The organism is Tenacibaculum aiptasiae (assembly GCF_965221665.1).
In the GTDB taxonomy this organism is placed as follows: domain Bacteria; phylum Bacteroidota; class Bacteroidia; order Flavobacteriales; family Flavobacteriaceae; genus Polaribacter; species Polaribacter aiptasiae.
Genome location: NZ_CBDCSN010000002.1, coordinates 405,808 through 424,043, shown reverse-complemented (window position 1 = coordinate 424,043; position 18,236 = coordinate 405,808). Strand labels below are relative to the sequence as shown.

Genomic DNA, 18,236 nt, shown 5'->3' with positions numbered 1-18,236 from the left:
GTTAACAAATTTTAGTTTTGGGTAGTTACTGATTCGTTTGTTTTTGCTTCTTTATTCTTAATGTTGCTAAGCTCGTTTTTAGCTTCTTCCAACACATCTTTGTATTGTGTAAAGTTTTTGATAATGTTTTCTAAAATGTAAGTAGCTTGGTAAGCATCTTTTAACGCATAATAGTTTTTTGCCATTATAATATAACTTTTCACTCCCCAATACTTATAAGAAGAATAATTAGCTATTAAATCTTGTACAGCTTTATTGGAAGCTTCATAGTCTTTATGATCATTTAAAAAGAAGGCATTGTAGTATAAGCTTTCTGCTTTTAATGCACCTGTTGCTTTTTTGCTGATTTCAAGGAAGAATTCTTCTGCTGTTAGATAATCATTAGTTTTGAAAGCTGAACGAGCTATAATTACTTTAGCATCTTCAATAATATTTGCGTCTACTTTACCGTTGCTTAATACTTTTTCAGCATAGTTTATAGCGCTGTTGTAATCTTCCTTTTTATAATGTCCTTTCATCAAATTACTTTGCGCGAAAATGATGTTTTGAGGATAATTTGCTTCTTTTTCTAGTTGCTCTAAAACTAACATTCCATTATCCCAGTTTTCATCCTCTAAATAGATTTTAGCAAGTTTTGTTAAAGATTCTTCTGTGTACTCGCTTTTATCCTGACTTATTACATAAGTGTAGTGAGGAACTGCATCTTTAAACTGATTAATGTTGTTGTAGGATTGGGCAAGATAGAAGTGTGTTTTTAAAGCATGTGCTCCATTTGGAAATGCTTCAAGATATTTGTTAAATCCTTCTATTGCTTTTGCGCTATTATTTTCTAAGAATTTATTTTCAGCAGATTGGAAAGTAGCATTGTCTAATTCTGCATTACTAACATTTACAAATTTTACGTTTTTAACCCAAGCGGCATATTCATCAACTTTACCTATATCAATGTATACATTTTTAACATTCGTAACCGCTTGTTTTGCCTCTTTTGAATTTGGGTGTTTTGCTACAATTTCTTTATATTTTTCTAATGCTTTTTTGTTGTCATTATTGTTATAAAATAATAATCCTTGTCTTAGAAGTACATTAGGAATATAGCTACTTTTAGCGTGTTTTGATAATAGTTTGTTGTATGTGCTCTGAGCTTCTGTAGAATTATTAGCTGTTGTATAAGTTGTAGCTAATTGAAACATTGCATCATCTTGTAATTGAGAGTCTGGATAGTTATTGATTAAAGTTTTTAAGTTTTCAATTTTAGAATCACTTTTACCCATAAATCCATTGCTCATAGCAATTTGATATTGAGCATAATCAGAACCAACACCTCCTTCTTGAACTACTTTATTGTATGATTCAATAGCTTCTGGATATTTTTTAGAAGCATAATAAGAATCTCCTAAACGATTAGAAGCATCGTCATTTAAATCGTTGTCATCTAATTTTATATCTATAAATTGTTGAAAGTGCTTGGCTGAATTTTCATAATCTTTCAACTTAAAATAAGTATATGCAATATTGTAATCTAACTTTTTAACTTCTTCTATTTCTTTATTTGTAACTAATAAAAAACTAGTTAAAGCTTCTTTATAGTTTCCTAATAAGTACTCTGTTTCTGCTAACCAAAAAGTTCCTTTGTTACTTACAATAGCGTTTTCAGCCAAAGTAGCTTTTGAAAAATATGGTTTAGCTTCTTTTAATTTACTTTCATTAAATAATTGAATACCTCTGTATAAAGATACTTCATTGGCAAGATTTTGATTTTCTGGCGATTTAGACTCGTTTAAATAATCTAAAGCTCCTTGGTAATCTTGTTGATGTAAATAAGAAGTTATTAATAAATTGTTTATTTCACTTGTGTTAGGAGAGTTAGGATATTTTGCTATAAAACCTTTTAAAACATCTGGAACGTTTTCATAAGGATTCCCTTGTTCGTAACTTAACTTTGCATAATTAAATAAAGAACTTTCAGTAATTTTTAAATCAAAATCCATTTCGCTAGCATTTCTAAATGCATTTAAAGCTTCAGGTTTTTTTTGTAATTCTAAATAACATTCACCTAAATGATAATATGCATTTTGAGCAACTTTGTTATTACCACCTATAATCTTATTAAAGTTACTAATTGCCTTTTCGTAGTCTTTTTGCTTATAATAAGCGTATCCTAAATAGTAATAATCTGTATTTGTCCATTTTCCCTTCTTTCCTTTATAAGCCTTTAAATATGGGATTGCTTGGTCGTATTTTTTTAAATTAAAATAACTTTCTCCCATGATTTTAGAAATTTGAGAAATTTCTTTTTTGTCTTTAGTGCTTTCTAGAAGTTTTTTTCCAATTTGTACTGACTTGTCAAAACGTCCAGCTTTAAAACTAATATCTAAGATATAGTAATTAGCTTTTGCCTGATAAGTAGCATCATTTGCTAATTGACTTAGGTTATCTTCTGCTTCACCAAAGTTTTCTTGTTTATAAGCAACGTATCCATAGTAATAACGAGCATCGTTACCATAAATAGGGTTTCCTAATAAGGTTTTAAAACGAGATTTAGCATCTTTCAAATAATTAGAGGCTAAAAGGGCGTATCCCATTTTGTAGTTTAACTCATCTCGCTCTGGTTGAGTTAAAAGTTTTTCGTTTACTTTTTGATACCATTTTAAAGCGTGTGCAGCTTTTCTATTTGCAAAATAATAATTACCTACATTTAAAAAAGCTTTTTCTTTTTTATTGTTGTAAGGGTAGTTTTTTACAAACTCTAGCACTTTTTCATCTGCATCATCTTGTATTAATTTTATCGCACACATTGCATCGTAGTAATCTGCATCAGCTTTACGATTTTTATGTTGGTCTGAATTCTTGGATACTTCAACAAATAAATCTTGAGCAGCGGCATAAGCTTTATTGTTATAAAACTTTAATGCTTTATGGAAGTTGGAAGCAACGTCAGTATTAATAGCTGATTCTTGGGCTATTAATGATGTTGAAAAGGCTAATAAAAATAATAAATAGCAGCTCTTATTAGAACAAATAAATCTCATATTTTTCAGTTATCTAAGTAGTATAACGTTTGTTTTTTGTTTTTGTTGGAAGACTTTTTATCAAAAGTAATAAATGTTATATAATTACGTAATAAAATTTTAGATTTGTAGAAACAAAACGATATATGGAAAGACCAGTTTTACACCTTGAAAACGCAGATATTTATCAACAAGACAGTTTAGTTTTGTCTAAAGTTAACTTTACTTTAAATAAAGGTGACTTTTATTACTTAATTGGTAAAACTGGAAGTGGTAAAAGTAGTTTGTTAAAAACTCTGTATGGAGATTTGCGTTTGCAACGTGGTTTAGGTGATATTGTTGGTTTTGATTTAAAGAAAATTAAGGAAAAGGATATTCCTTTTTTAAGAAGGAAGTTAGGTATCGTTTTTCAAGATTTTAAATTATTAAACGATAGGAATGTTTTTGAAAATTTAGAATTTGTTTTAAAAGCTACTGGTTGGAAAAATAAAACCGATATGAAAGATAAGATTTATGAGGTTTTAGACAAAGTAGGGATGAAAGAAAAATACTATAAAAAAACTTTTGAACTTTCAGGTGGAGAGCAACAACGTGTTGCAATAGCTAGAGCTTTATTGAATAATCCAGAATTGATTTTAGCTGATGAGCCTACAGGGAATTTAGACCCTAAAACTTCTTTAGAGGTAATGGAATTATTGAATGAAATTCATAAAAGCGGAAAAACAATTTTAATGGCTACTCACGATTATCAATTAATTGTAAAGTTTAAACAAAAGACTGTAAAGTGTGAAGGAGGAGAGTTGTTTGAAGTGGTGCAGCAATCAGTATAAAAAATAAACCCACTTCTATCGATAGAAAGAAGTGGGAAAATTGCTATGAAAAACTATGAAAAAGAAACACTGCTGATGTTTCTCTTACTATAAAGACGTATAGAATTCAAATTTCTTACAACTATAGTTACATTTTAACATATTTTTATAAAGATAAACCCCTGAATAAGTTCATTATTCAGGGGTTTATTATTTGTTTTTAAAGCTAATTTTAGATGTCTAAAGCAGCATTGTTATTTTTAACAGCTTCCGCTGATGCAGTTAAATGTGCTTTCTCTTCTTCGCTTAAGTTGATGTTAACGATTTTTTCAATACCGTTAGCTCCTAATACAACAGGTACACCAATACATAAATCAGATAAACCATATTCTCCATCTAATAAAGCAGAACAAGGGAATATTTTCTTAGTATCGCAAGCAATTGCTTGAACCATACCTGATACAGCAGCACCTGGTGCATACCAAGCTGAAGTTCCTAATAAACCAGTTAATGTTGCTCCACCTACTTTAGTGTCTTGTTTTACTTGTTCTAAACGCTCTTCTGATAAAAACTCAGAAACTGGAACAGAGTTACGAGTAGCTAAACGAGTTAAAGGAACCATTCCTTTATCTGAGTGACCACCTATAACCATACCATCAACATCAGAAATAGGAGCCTCTAAAGCTTCTGCTAAACGATATTTGAAACGTGCAGAATCTAAAGCACCACCCATACCTATAATTCTGTTTTTAGGTAATCCAGTAGTTTTGTGAGCTAAGTAAGTCATAGTATCCATTGGGTTAGATACTACAATGATAATTGTATTTGGAGAGTGCTCAATTAAACTAGCAGAAACTGTTTTTACAATTCCAGCGTTAATTCCTAGTAACTCGTCGCGAGACATACCTGGCTTACGAGCAATTCCAGAAGTAATAACACATACATCAGACCCAGCAGTTTTACTATAATCTCCTGTTGTTCCTGTGATTTTAGTGTCAAAACCGTTTAAAGAAGCAGTTTGCATTAAGTCCATAGCTTTACCCTCAGCAAAACCTTCTTTAATGTCAACTAATACAACTTCAGATGCGAAGTTTTTAATAGCAATGTACTCTGCACAACTTGCACCTACAGCACCTGCTCCTACAACTGTTACTTTCATTTTATTTATATTTTTAATTGTGATGATTAATTTAAGATGCACAAAAATAGCGATTTGCCTATGGATATAAAAGCAAAACTCCATTGAAATTTCAATGGAGCTCTGTGTGTTACCTTTTTGAAGTCTATATTAAAACTTGTAAGCAGATATTAGATGGTTGTTTTCATTTACAAAAACATTATTCTCTACTTGATCTATTACGTAATTTGGTGTTTTGTCTAATAGGTCAATTTCAGTTTCGATGGCTCCAGTTTTTTTGTTAATTTTTATAATTTTATGAATTGAAGGAGCGTCTTCTCTTTTTACTTTAGTAACAATAAATTGGCTGTCTTTCAATTTTTTTGAATTAAAAAATCTTTGAGAAGAAATACTGAAAACTTGTCTCATATTCTGTAGGTTTTCATCTGCAGAATAAACTCCAATAAATTCATAGCTATCAGAAGTTCCATCTGTTTGGTCTAAAGAGGTTCTGTATGCTCCGTTAGATAGGCTGCTTAACATTTCAATATTTTCCATAGATCCTTTAATATCAAAATCTACCCCAGCAGCGGCTAAGCCTATTTGAGCTACACTTACTAATCCATTAATAGAAGAAGCAGGTTTGTAGTAAGATGTATATTTAACTTCTCCGTTAGGTTTTAATAAAGACATATGCTGAGGAGTGCTTAATAAATATCCTTCATCTTTTATGTATTCAGCAACTAAAGGTGTTTTTCTTCTTACATGATCTAATTTAATATCTTCAGCAAATAAATTAATTTGTCCAGTATTTAAATCAAATTTATACCCTTTTTTGTTTTCAAAAAGAATTACTTTTTTTTCATTTTCATCATAAGTAACAGCAGGTATAGATTTAAATTTTATATCTCTTTTCCATACATCTTTTCCTTTTTTGTAGTCTAATATGTTAGATCTTTCAGTAGAAATATATAAAACTCCTTTATCTGTTGGAGTTGCGTAATAAGCGTATCCATTTACGTTAGTGTCCCATATTTTTTTTCCTTCATTTGATACTAATGCAATGGTACTTTTCTTTTCGTCTTTACCCACAGCAATCATTCCTTTTTCATGAGGGATGACTTCATTTAAATTAACTATTTTAAAGCTTTTTTTCCACTTAAATAGATTAGTTTGTGGGTCAATAATATTGAAACCTTCTGTTTCAACCAATATAAAGTTTCCAGAAGGGTCTGGTTTTACATCAATCAATGTACCTCTTAATTTTAATTTTCCCGGAGTGATGTCATCACCATTATCTGGATTTAAAATTTTAAGTTTACTTGATTTTTTAATACCAACGTATAAGCTATTATTATTTTTAGAATATACTAACGCTTTTATTTTTTTCTTCGCTTTATATTTCCAAATAAGCTCTCCGTTTGTAAAGTTAATTGCAAAAATCTCATTTTTTATGCCTATAACTAAGTTGTCTTCTTTGGTAAAAATTGGACCGTGATTAATGAATGAAATACCCACAAATTTTTTAAATAAACCACTTATTTTTCCAAGGTCAGTAATCCATTTTACAGAGCTTTTGGTTAAGTCAAAATTCATTAATTTTTGATCTTTATTGTCTAGAAGCTCAAAAAGGATAGTGTTTTTATCGCGTAAAATAGTGTAATCTTTAATTCTGTAGCCTTTATCTTTTGTGTCAAAAACGATATTACCATTACTAGAGTTTATAATAATACCTCTAGTTTTTCCTACAACAGGACTGTATTCTACATAGAAAAAAGGCAAGCCATCTATATTTAAAAAAGTGTTTTTGTCTATGGCTTTTAATTCTTTGTTGTGCCAAATGATTTCACCATTGTTATGGTTCATGGCTAATAATCCTTTCGCACCAGAAGCAATAATGTTTCCTTCGCTAGATTGTTTTATCCATCCAACTTGGTATAATTCCTTTTTTAAATCTCTTTCCCATCTTTTTTCTTGAGAAAAACCAGAATAAGAGATTAGGGATATTAATAAAATAAGTAATCTTGTTTTCATAATTTTTTTAATGTTGAAAATTTCTTTTTAATAATCGAGTTTCGAAAATAAAAAAAAGAACCTCACTCATTAGAGTAAAGTCCTTTTTTTATTAAGATTTTTTTAACAAATAAATTTTATCTAAAACTGAAAGCTATTCCGGCATTAACAGTGTTGTAATCTTGTAAAGAATAACTACCAAAAAGCTTAAAAAATCCTAAACTAATTCTTGCACCTATGGTTGTATTAAAACTACTTGATTTAAATTCTAAACTAGGAGGAGTTAAGGCTACTTGCTCTGTTCCTCCAGCATGGTTAAATGTACCAGTGTATGTACCAGTCATTCTTAAATCTGCATTACCAGTATTGTATCCGATACCACCAAATACATTGATGATAGGAAAATTTAAAGAAGCAATTGCTTGAAAAGAAAAAGCAGATAAACCAAATTCTCCAGCACCATTTTGGATTGCTAAAGCTCCAGTAGTTTGAGTGCCAAAACCGTAGTTTACATCAAGATTAGTATAAGCTGCTAATAGAGAAACATGTAAAGGTAATTTGTCTAAAGGTCCAAACCAGCTAGTTATTTCTTTCTTAAGTCCAATACCAAACATGTTTATTTTACCTCCATCGTCACCAAATTTTGTTTCAGGGAAAAAACGAGCCATAACTTCAAATTTGTAAGGTAATCCTAATCCTACTTGAACAGCCGGTGCTGGAACAGCCTTTAAAGGTAAGTCTCCAATGATTCCTCCTGGTAAATCAAAATTAGCTGTTACTACTTGGGGAGTTCCTCCAACATCTATAGTTCTAGTAACTGCAAATGTAGTAGGAGTGTCTGGTCCTGCAAAAGTAGAAGCAGTTGTTGATGTTGATGTGATAGAAGATCCTGGACCTAAAGCTTGTTGAATATTAAAAGTTTCTTTTTCTGAACCAATAAAACTTCCATTTAATCCGATAGTGATATCAAAACCAAATTTTTTATGAACCTTTGCGGTGTGGTACCATCCAGAGTTCATACTATTTATTAAACCTTCCATACCTGGATTAAAGTATGCTTGGATAAGATTTCCTGCATCTTTTGCGCTACCTAAGATAGCTTGCTCAAAACCATCTTGAGCTTTTGTACTAAAAACTAAGCTGAAAATTGTAAAAAGGGATAAAGTAATTTTTTTCATGTTACTAAGTTGTTAATTAGGTAACAAATGTATAAAAAAGAGAATACTATTGTGGTTAAAATAAAAAAACTCAACCAAAACGGTTGAGTTTTTAATTTATAGTATTTCAAAAAAACTAAGCATCAATATTAGCGTACTTGGCATTTTTTTCAATAAAATCTCTACGAGGAGGAACTTCATCACCCATTAACATAGAGAATACTCTGTCGGCTTCAGCAGCGTTATCAACAACAACTTGACGTAGTGTTCTAAACTCTGGGTTCATTGTAGTGTCCCATAATTGTTCGGCGTTCATCTCTCCAAGACCTTTATAACGTTGGATATTAACACCTCCACCCATTTTCTGAGCGATTAAATCACGTTGATTGTCATCCCATGCATACTCGCGCTTTTGTCCTTTTTTAACTAAGTATAAAGGTGGGGTAGCAATATAAATGTAACCTTGTTCTACCATGTCTCTCATGTATCGGAAGAAGAAGGTTAAGATTAAGGTAGCGATATGAGATCCGTCGACATCGGCATCACACATAATAACTACTTTGTGGTAACGTAACTTAGATAGGTTTAAAGCTCTAGGGTCTTCTTCTGTTCCAATTGTAATACCCAGTGCAGTAAACATGTTTTTGATTTCTTCATTTTCAAAAACTTTATGTTGCATTGCTTTTTCAACATTTAAGATTTTACCTCTTAAAGGAAGAATTGCTTGGAAATTACGATCACGTCCTTGTTTTGCAGTACCACCTGCCGAATCTCCCTCGACAAGGAAAATTTCACATTGTGCAGGATCTGTTTCAGAGCAGTCAGATAATTTACCAGGTAAACCACCAATACTCATTACAGTTTTACGTTGCACCATTTCACGAGCTTTTCTAGCTGCATGACGTGCTTGAGCTGCTAAAATTACTTTTTGAACAATAGTTTTAGCGTCGTTAGGATTTTCTTCTAAGTAGTCAGTTAGCATTTCTGAAACTGCTTGAGAAACAGCAGAAGTAACCTCTCTGTTTCCTAACTTAGTTTTAGTTTGTCCTTCGAATTGAGGTTCACCTACTTTTACAGAAATAATAGCGGTAAGTCCTTCACGGAAATCGTCTCCAGAAATATCAAACTTTACATTTTTTAATAATCCAGATTCATCAGCATACTTTTTTAAAGTATGAGTTAATCCACGACGGAAACCAGATAAATGTGTTCCTCCTTCGTGGGTGTTAATGTTGTTTACATAAGAATGTAAGTTTTCAGAATAAGAAGTATTATATACCATAGCTACTTCAACAGGAATTCCGTTTTTCTCACCTTCCATTGCAATAACACTAGCTGTTAACTGTTCACGGGTAGAGTCTAAATATTTTACAAATTCAGATAAACCTTCTGTAGAGTGGAATGTTTCAGCGATGAAGTTTCCTTCATCGTCCTTATTACGCTTATCAGTTAAGGTAATTGTTATTCCTTTATTTAAATAAGCTAGCTCACGCATACGAGTAGCTAATGTATCGTAATTGTACTCTGTAGTTTGCTGAAAAATAGATCTGTCTGGTAAGAAAGTAACGATAGTTCCAGTAAAATCAGTCTCTCCAATAGTTTTTACTGGATATAATGTTTTACCTCTTTCGTATTCTTGTTGCCAAATTTTACCTTCTTTATGTACTGTAGCTGTTAAGTGATCAGAAAGTGCGTTAACACAAGATACCCCAACACCGTGTAAACCACCAGAAACTTTATATGAATCCTTGTCAAATTTACCACCAGCACCAATTTTAGTCATTACAACTTGTAGTGCAGAAACTCCTTCTTTCTTATGTATTCCAACTGGAATACCACGTCCATTATCACGAACGGTGATAGAATTATCTTCATTAATGTCTACTGAAATAGTATCACAATGACCAGCTAAAGCTTCATCAATAGAGTTATCAACTACCTCATAAACTAAATGATGTAAACCACGAACACCAACATCACCAATATACATCGATGGACGCATTCTTACGTGCTCCATCCCCTCTAGTGCTTGAATACTATCGGCTGAATAATTATGCTTTTTTTCTTCGCTCATTTCTTAGAGTTAAAAGTTAATTTGTTTTCTGAATGTTATTCTTTAAAATTCCTAACTGATTATAATCGTATGAGAAACAATATTCAATAACATAAAAAATAACCGCGTTTTGCGATTATTTATCCTTACAAATCTACAGTTTTTAAATTTGATAATAAAGTTTTTAAGCTGTTTTGTTTGTAAAGCTGTTAAAAATATATTTTGTTAGAAAGTCTGTTAAAAGGCTTAAAAACATGCTTAAAATTGAAAATTGATTTTTTATTTTAATTCTGAAAAATAGGAAAATGAAAAAACTCTTAAAAAGAAGATTTTAGATTAGTAAATGTGGTTATGAAGATTTAAAAACAGTCAAATAAAGAGTGATTAACTTAAATTTATTAAATAATTGTTATTGAGTGAAGATTAATTAGTTTTTTTGTATTTAAGATTGATTAATTGTAAAAATTTAACATTTTTAACATAATATAATGTAATTTTTGTATGTTTGGTCTCGATATTAATAAATTAAATTTTTTAAAAAATGAGAATCCCCCGATTTTTAGTAAAAGCCTTATTGGCTTCAGTGTTATTAGTGAATTGTACTAATTCGAATGAGTTAGATACTCCTAATCAACAATTAGAATTAAATGAAGTGAATAAGAAAGAAGTAGCTTTCAAGTTCATTGATTTAATGCAGAATCAAGAATTTATGGGTAAAACAATTGAGATGTTAAAGGCTCAACAGCCTAGTGTTGCATTATCCGAAATTTTAGATGAAACAAAAACTATTGTAGGTAATGAAGAGGCTTACAAGAGTTTATTTACTCAAACAACTACTTTAGAGGAGAGAGCTAGTGCTGATGTTGCTCCAGACAAAATTCAGATTTTAGAAGTTTGGATGCATAATCCTACAAAGAAACTTGACTTTTCAAATGTATTATTTTCTTTTGCTCCTGAAGGAGAAGAGAAAAATTGGTCGGCAGTAGAGGCTTATACTATTGATAAGAAGTTAGTGCTTTTAGATGCTAGAGAAGCTCCTGAACAGCCAGTTATTGTTATTGAAACTAATGGTTTTGAAACATTGAAAAAGGAAGTAGCTTATATGAATAAGTATCTTCAAGAAGAAGGTGTGCAAAATGAAAGACTAACAAAATCTAAAATGGATTTTAGTCCTGTGTCACCAAGAAATTCAGGATTAGAGACTACGAAGTTAGACAAGATTAGATTGAATAACGATGAGGAGCCATGGATAAGTGGTGCTGCTGAAGTGTATGCTATTACTTCTGGAATTAAAGACGCTGCAAATAAACCAGAAATAAAAGTAATTCCAATGTACTATTTAGATCACGATGGTACTGATTACTATCCTAATCAAATACTTTTATTTTGGGATGATTATAAGTATCAGGCTGCAAATATCCAGTTGTTTGAAAAAGATGATAATGTAAATTATAAAAGTTTAGTTTCTACTATTGTTAGTGGAGTTTTTCAAATAATAGGAACAGTAGCAACGCAACCTTGGGTAAATGTTTTAGGGCAAGTTGCTGGAGCAATTATCCAAGCTATGCCAGATCAATGGTATACTAATAATGATGATTATGTTGATTCTTTCTACACTATTGAAAAGAATAAGAGTTATAACAATCACTATGGGGCAAGAGGAAATGCGAAAGTAAATTTATCTCCTTTCTTTGTTGCATCTAATTAATTGTGTAATTATGCATAAAGAAGAGCATCCTATTTTAGGATGCTTTTTTTGTTATTAAAAATAAAGGATAACTAGTTTTTTGAGTTTTAAATTAATGTAGTTGGTGGCGAATGATTGTGTTTTTCTTATGGTTTTGGTTATGAGGTTAAAATGTGAATAAGATTTTTGGAATGATACCGAAAGTTCCTATGTCTTCTCTTAAGGCGCCTTCTACTTTATAAGGTGAGTATTGAAGGTTTAAACCAAAAGTGATTTTTGTTTTGGTGTTGAATTGATGATGCCAATTAATCCCAGGGCTGATTAATAAGGAGGAAACCATTTCGTATTTTTCTTCATCTTTTCTTCCAGTGTATGAGGGGTTTCTGGCGTCAGTTCTTATTGTAGAACCACCAATTCCTAATGATATATCTATTGTAGAATTATGTTTACTATATAATTTCTTTTTTAGGTTGATAAAAAGATTAATCATCATTTTGCTTTTAACTTGCAGGGTATCAATAGTTCTTAAGTACAAGAAGTTTTGTTTTTGATTAGGAATCACGAATTGAAGTGCTAGCTCTATAGATTTTTCTTCTTTAATAGGAAAATTTGCGTTTAATTCAATAAGAGGAGCTACCCCAAAATAAGTATTTAAATTTCCTTGTGGAATAAACAAACCACCACCTACTTTGAATACAATTCTTTCTAGGTAATTTGGAGAATTTTTATTTAATGATTTTGAATCTAATCTCGTTGTTAAAGAGTCTTTTTTCGATTGACTTATACATGAAATTGTAATAAGCAAGGATGTTATTAAAAGTATTTGTTTCATAGGTTTTGGGTTTTAGTATGTTTCAAAATTATTGTGATTAACACATTTTTAATTGTTTGTAAAACAAATTTTAGTATTTTTATTTGTGATTATCGCAAATAAAAAAGTTGTTATATGTTTCAAGAGATATTAATACAGAAGATTAAAGAAGGGTTAGCGGAACGAGATTCTCTTAATAGTGAAATAGCTACAGCATTAGATATTAGTTACGATGCCGCGCATAGACGTACAAGCTTGAAAAGTAAGTTTACTTTAGAAGAAAGTGTTTTATTAGCTCGTTATTTTAATTTGTCGTTAGATAGTTTGTTTGGTATGTCAAAGAAAAATTTTGTTTCAATACAAAAAACAAAACAAATAACTAATGAAAAAGAGTTGCAGTATTATTTTGAGAGTTCATATCAATCCTTGTTGCCTTTGTTGAATGTAGATAAAAGTGAAGTGTATTATTCGGCAAAAGATATCCCTATTTTTTATACACTAACTTCTAGTGTATTGAGTAATTTTAAATTTTATGTATGGTTAAAACTTCTCGATAAAAGTTTTAGAAATAAAAGTTTTGATAGTTATCACCCAAGTTTATCTACGTTACAATCGGCAAAAAGACTGGGGGATTTGTATCGTGATTTATCTATTACAGAGATTTGGGATACAACTACAATAAATAGTACGTTAAAGCAAATCCATTTTTATTATAAAGCAGGTCAGCTTTCGGGGGAAACAGCAATTAAAATTTGTAAGGATTTAAAACAATTATTAAACGATATTTCATTAAAAGTTGTTTCAAAAAAGAAGTCTTTTAAGTTGTATTATAATGAGTTGTTGTTAATGAATAATAATGTGTTAGTTACAACATCTAAACAGCAAAAGTTGTTTGTTCCGAGTTCAATGCTTTCCTATTTTTCAACAAGTGATAAACAAACCTGTTTAGAAGCAAAAAAATATTTTAATAAGCAATTGTATCATTCAAAATTATTAAATACAGCGGGGGAAAAAGAGCAAAATGTGTTTTATTATAAAATGATGGAAAAAGTAAAAGCATTACAAAAGCTAATTGAAGCAGAAAATGTTTTAGATTTTGAATAAAAAAAATCCCACCAGATGGTAGGATTTTTTCGATTGTAAATTTTAAAATATATTTAATAAGCATCTTCGTGTACAGCTTTAATTGCACGACCTGAAGGTTCGTTTACGTTTTGAAAACTGGCGTCCCAAGCTAAAGCTGTAGGTGTACTACATGCTATTGATGGAACAGAAGGAACTGTTAAAGCTGCCGTTTCACTTGAAAAGTGCTCTTCAAATATTGAACGATAATAGTATTCTTCTTTAGCTCTTGGTGTTTGAGTAGGGAAACGATGTTGTGCATTTTTCATCATTTCATCAGTTACTGCAGTTTCAACTAATTCTTTTAAAGTGTCAATCCAGCTGTACCCAACTCCGTCAGAAAATTGTTCTTTTTGTCTCCAAGCAACTTCTTCAGGTAAATAACTTTCAAAGGCTTTACGTAATACCCATTTTTCCATACGTTCTCCGTTAATCATTTTATCTTCAGGGTTAATACGCATTGCTACATCCATAAATTCTTTATCTAAGAAAGGAACACGTCCTTCAATTCCCCAAGCCATTAAACTTTTGTTAGCACGAAGGCAATCGTATTGATATAATTTATCAAGTTTACGAACAGTTTCTTTGTGGAATTCTTCAGCATTAGGTGCTTTATGGAAGTATAAATATCCTCCAAAAATTTCATCAGCTCCTTCGCCAGATAATACCATTTTAATTCCCATAGATTTTATAACTCTTGCCATTAAGTACATTGGAGTAGAGGCGCGGATAGTTGTAATGTCGTAAGTTTCTAAGTTGTAAATTACATCACGAATAGCATCTAAACCTTCTTGAATAGTGAAGGTAATTTCATGGTGAATTGTACCAATGTGATCAGATACTTTTTTTGCAGCAGTTAAATCTGGTGACCCTTCTAATCCAATAGAAAATGAGTGTAATTGAGGGTACCAAGCGTCTTTAGTGTCGCCACTTTCTATACGTTTAGCAGCATACTTTTTAGCAATGGCAGAAGTGATAGAAGAGTCTAATCCACCAGAAAGTAAAACTCCGTAAGGAACATCACTCATTAATTGACGGTGAACAGCAGCTTCTAAAGCGTCACGTAGTTCATCAATTGATGTTTGGTTGTCTTTAACAGCTTCGTACTCCATCCAGTCTCTAGAGTACCAACGTTGTAAACCGTCTTCACGAGTGTAGTAATGACCCGGAGGAAATACTTCAATTTTGTTACAAACTCCTTCTAAAGCTTTTAGTTCAGAAGCGACATAAAAAGTTCCTTTTTTATCCCATCCCATATACAATGGAATAATTCCCATATGGTCACGGGCAATTAAGTATTCGTCAGTAATAGAATCGTAGATTGCAAAACCAAAAATACCGTTTAATTCATCTAAAAACTCAACACCTTTTTGTTTGTAGAGAGCAATAATAACCTCACAATCAGATTGTGTTAAAAATGTGTGTTTTCCGTTAAATTGTGGGCGTAATTCTTTGTGGTTGTAAATTTCTCCATTAGCAGCTAGGACAAAACGACGATCTTCACTAAATAAAGGTTGTTGTCCAGAAGCAGGATCTACAATAGCTAAACGTTCATGAGCCATAATAGCTTTTTCATCGCTATAAATACCGCTCCAGTCTGGACCACGGTGTCTAATTTTCTTTGACATTTCTAAGATTTGAGGTCTTAGTTGTTCAGTTTTTTCTTTTAAATCAAATGCACATACAATTCCACACATAGTTTTATATTTTTAATTAGTATCTCGAAATAGAATCAAGAAACATATTTTGTTTTTTCGTTTATTATTTCGATACAAATAACCGAATGATGTTTTTTTTTGAAAACAATATTTGTTGTTTGGGTTATAAATTAAAACTTATATGTTGTTATTTGTGTTAATATGTAATCGTTTTGTGGTTGTTTTGATTTTTAAACTTACTTTTTTTGATTTTTTAGAAATAAACTGAAATAAAAATTTGGATTTTTAAAAATCTGTTATACATTTGCTTCATAATGATGAAACAATTATTAAATAACTGGTGGTGGAGAACTCATAACTTACGTTAGTGAGACCATACCGTTATATCCATAATACAACGAAAAGGCTTATCTCATGATAAGCCTTTTTTTTTATAATAAAATTAAAAATGAATAAAATAAAGTTTACAACAATATCTAAACAACAATTAGCAGATACAATTACTCCTGTAAGTTTGTATTTAAAAACAAGAGATAAATATGCAAATAGTTTATTGTTAGAAAGTTCAGATTATCATAGTAAAGAGAATAGTTACTCATTTTTATGTATTGAGCCTTTAATAACAATTAAAGCAGATGGAAATGATATTTCATTTTCATATCAAAAAAAGGAGTTAGAAAGAAAGGCTATAGACCGTAATTTTTATGACTATTTTGATAATTATAGTAGTTTGATAGATGTTGATTGTACTGAAGAAGTCAAATCGTTTAATGGCTTATATGGATATACAACTTTTGATGCTGTTCAATATTTTGAAACTATAAAATTGAATTCAAAAAAAGCACCATCAGAAATACCTATGTTGCAGTATAGTTTCTTTCGATTTATAATTGCAATTAATCATTTTAAAAATGAAATGATTTTAATAGAGAATATTCCAGAAGGAGAAGAATCTCGATTATCAGAAATCTCGAATTTGGCTAATTCACAATCCTTTGCAAAGTATCAATTCAATTTTGAAGGAAGTGAAACTTCTAATATTACAGATGAAGACTTTAAAAATAGTGTAACCAAAGCCAAAGAGCATTGTAAAAGAGGAGATGTGTTTCAATTGGTATTATCACGTCAGTTTCAACAAAAATTTAAAGGAGATGAGTTCAATGTATATAGAGCGTTACGATCTATAAATCCATCACCGTATTTGTTTTATTTCGATTATGGAAGTTTTAAATTGATGGGTTCATCGCCTGAAGCTCAGATAAAAATTAATGCAAAAGAAGCTATTATAAATCCAATTGCAGGAACATTTAGAAGAACGGGAGATGATGCAAAAGATACTGAGTTAGCAAAAGAATTAGCAAACGATCCTAAGGAAAATGCAGAACATGTAATGTTGGTAGATTTAGCTAGAAACGATTTAAGTAAGCACGCTACAAATGTTACAGTAGAAACCTATAAAGAAGTACAGTATTTTAGTCATGTAATTCATTTGGTATCTACGGTTACTGGGAAAATTACTGGAAATCCAATAGAAATTGTAGGAGATACTTTTCCTGCTGGAACTCTAAGTGGTGCTCCAAAATACAAAGCAATGGAATTGATAGATACATATGAAAATCAAACACGTGGATTTTATGGAGGTTGTGTTGGATTTATTGGACTAAATGGAGATGTAAATCAGGCCATTGCAATACGTTCGTTTGTAAGTAAAAACAATACGTTGTTTTATCAAGCTGGAGCAGGAATAGTTATCAATTCAAAAGAAGAAAATGAGTTGCAAGAAGTAAATAATAAATTGGCGGCCTTAAAGAAGGCTTTGGTGTTAGCGGAAGAAATATAAAATGAAGAAAATAAATGTCAATTTAGCGGATGTGTTAGATAAAGAGAGTTTTCATAATGTTTTTGCATTAGCATTTAGTTTTCCAAATTATTATGGGAAAAACATGGATGCTTGGATAGATTCTGTTGATGATTATTGTAGTGAATACAAAATGGTTGTATTAGAATTAAAGAACAGTGAAATATTAAAAAAAACGAATAGAAAAATTTTAAACGATTTATTGGAGTGTTCGGCTTTTGTCAATTATAGAAGATTAAAAAGAGGAGATAATCCATCGTTAATCATTTCAATGAATTAATAAGTGAGTCTATCAAAAAATAACGATATGTACTCGTCATTCAATACTTAAAAAAAATGAAAATATTAATACTAGATAATTACGATTCGTTTACCTATAACTTGGTACACTATGTAGAAGATATAACTGGAGAATTACCTGACGTCTATCGTAATGATGAAATTTCAATTGATGAAATTAAAAATTACGATGCTATTATTTTATCGCCTGGTCCTGGAATTCCAGATGAGGCAGGTATTTTAAAAGAAACGATTAAAACTTACGCGGGAAAGATTCCAATTTTTGGTGTGTGTTTAGGTTTACAGGCAATCACAGAAGTTTTTGGTGGTGAATTAGAAAACTTAAATGATGTATTTCATGGAGTAGCTACAGAGATGAAAGTTTTAAAGGATGATTGTATTACTTTTAAAGATATTCCAAAAACATTTGAAGCAGCACGATACCATTCATGGATTGCTTCGCATACAAATTTTCCAGAAGAATTAGAAATAACAGCTATTGATGATAATGAAAGTATAATGGCATTGCGTCACAAAATACATCATTTAGAAGCTGTGCAATTTCACCCAGAAAGTATCTTAACACCAGAAGGGAAAAAGATGATTCAAAATTTTATTAATTCAGTTGAAAGTCTAAAGCTTCAAGCTTAAAGCCATTGAA

13 protein-coding genes are annotated in these 18,236 nt (G+C 30.8%); 6 read left to right on the top strand and 7 right to left on the bottom strand.

Going from position 1 to position 18,236, the window contains the following annotated elements; translation table 11 throughout:
• Window positions 1-11: 11 nt before the first annotated feature.
• The gene (locus tag ACOQN8_RS02260) at window positions 12-3,032 is read right to left on the bottom strand and encodes a tetratricopeptide repeat protein (protein ID WP_420551433.1); all 3,021 of its coding nucleotides are present in this window, start codon (window positions 3,030-3,032) and stop codon (window positions 12-14) included.
• A 125-nt stretch (window positions 3,033-3,157) separates the two neighbouring features.
• On the opposite strand from ACOQN8_RS02260, the gene ACOQN8_RS02255 reads away from it, so the two are divergent.
• A complete protein-coding gene (locus ACOQN8_RS02255; RefSeq protein WP_235273295.1) occupies window positions 3,158-3,841 on the top strand; it encodes a cell division ATP-binding protein FtsE in 684 nt (227 codons plus the stop codon).
• Between the two features lie 211 nt (window positions 3,842-4,052).
• On the opposite strand, the gene mdh is transcribed toward ACOQN8_RS02255, so the two are convergent.
• The 4 genes from mdh to gyrB form a co-directional block, all read right to left on the bottom strand.
• Window positions 4,053-4,979: a malate dehydrogenase gene (mdh, locus tag ACOQN8_RS02250; protein WP_420551432.1), complete on the bottom strand. Its 927-nt coding sequence runs from the start codon at window positions 4,977-4,979 to the stop codon at window positions 4,053-4,055.
• Between the two features lie 129 nt (window positions 4,980-5,108).
• Complete coding sequence (locus tag ACOQN8_RS02245) at window positions 5,109-6,971, bottom strand: hypothetical protein (RefSeq protein WP_420551431.1); 1,863 nt, start codon at window positions 6,969-6,971, stop codon at window positions 5,109-5,111.
• Window positions 6,972-7,087: 116 nt separating this feature from the next.
• Window positions 7,088-8,128, bottom strand: coding sequence for a DUF6588 family protein (locus tag ACOQN8_RS02240; RefSeq protein WP_420551430.1), 1,041 nt, complete (start codon window positions 8,126-8,128; stop codon window positions 7,088-7,090).
• A gap of 115 nt (window positions 8,129-8,243) precedes the next feature.
• Window positions 8,244-10,181, bottom strand: a complete 1,938-nt coding sequence (gene gyrB / locus ACOQN8_RS02235; protein WP_150900478.1) for a DNA topoisomerase (ATP-hydrolyzing) subunit B — start codon at window positions 10,179-10,181, stop codon at window positions 8,244-8,246.
• A 520-nt stretch (window positions 10,182-10,701) separates the two neighbouring features.
• Between gyrB and ACOQN8_RS02230 the strand changes: the two genes are divergently transcribed.
• Window positions 10,702-11,868: a DUF3103 family protein gene (locus ACOQN8_RS02230; RefSeq protein ID WP_420551429.1), complete on the top strand. Its 1,167-nt coding sequence runs from the start codon at window positions 10,702-10,704 to the stop codon at window positions 11,866-11,868.
• 145 nt (window positions 11,869-12,013) lie between these two features.
• On the opposite strand, the gene ACOQN8_RS02225 is transcribed toward ACOQN8_RS02230, so the two are convergent.
• Window positions 12,014-12,679: a hypothetical protein gene (locus tag ACOQN8_RS02225; protein WP_420551428.1), complete on the bottom strand. Its 666-nt coding sequence runs from the start codon at window positions 12,677-12,679 to the stop codon at window positions 12,014-12,016.
• Between the two features lie 114 nt (window positions 12,680-12,793).
• Here ACOQN8_RS02225 and ACOQN8_RS02220 point away from each other — a divergent pair, with 114 nt between their 5' ends.
• Window positions 12,794-13,762 (top strand): helix-turn-helix domain-containing protein, encoded by a 969-nt coding sequence (locus tag ACOQN8_RS02220; RefSeq protein WP_420551427.1) that lies wholly within the window; start codon window positions 12,794-12,796, stop codon window positions 13,760-13,762.
• Between the two features lie 53 nt (window positions 13,763-13,815).
• Here ACOQN8_RS02220 and asnB read toward each other — a convergent pair whose 3' ends face one another.
• A complete protein-coding gene (gene asnB / locus ACOQN8_RS02215) occupies window positions 13,816-15,477 on the bottom strand; it encodes an asparagine synthase B (RefSeq protein ID WP_420551426.1) in 1,662 nt (553 codons plus the stop codon).
• A 409-nt stretch (window positions 15,478-15,886) separates the two neighbouring features.
• Between asnB and ACOQN8_RS02210 the strand changes: the two genes are divergently transcribed.
• Genes ACOQN8_RS02210 through ACOQN8_RS02200 form a run of 3 tightly spaced genes read left to right on the top strand, consistent with a single transcriptional unit; the run spans window position 15,887 to window position 18,226 of the window.
• Window positions 15,887-17,278, top strand: a complete 1,392-nt coding sequence (locus tag ACOQN8_RS02210; RefSeq protein WP_420551425.1) for an anthranilate synthase component I family protein — start codon at window positions 15,887-15,889, stop codon at window positions 17,276-17,278.
• Between the two features lies 1 nt (window position 17,279).
• A complete protein-coding gene (locus tag ACOQN8_RS02205; RefSeq protein ID WP_150900472.1) occupies window positions 17,280-17,576 on the top strand; it encodes a barstar family protein in 297 nt (98 codons plus the stop codon).
• Between the two features lie 56 nt (window positions 17,577-17,632).
• Window positions 17,633-18,226: an anthranilate synthase component II gene (locus ACOQN8_RS02200; RefSeq protein ID WP_420551424.1), complete on the top strand. Its 594-nt coding sequence runs from the start codon at window positions 17,633-17,635 to the stop codon at window positions 18,224-18,226.
• Window positions 18,227-18,236: the final 10 nt, after the last annotated feature.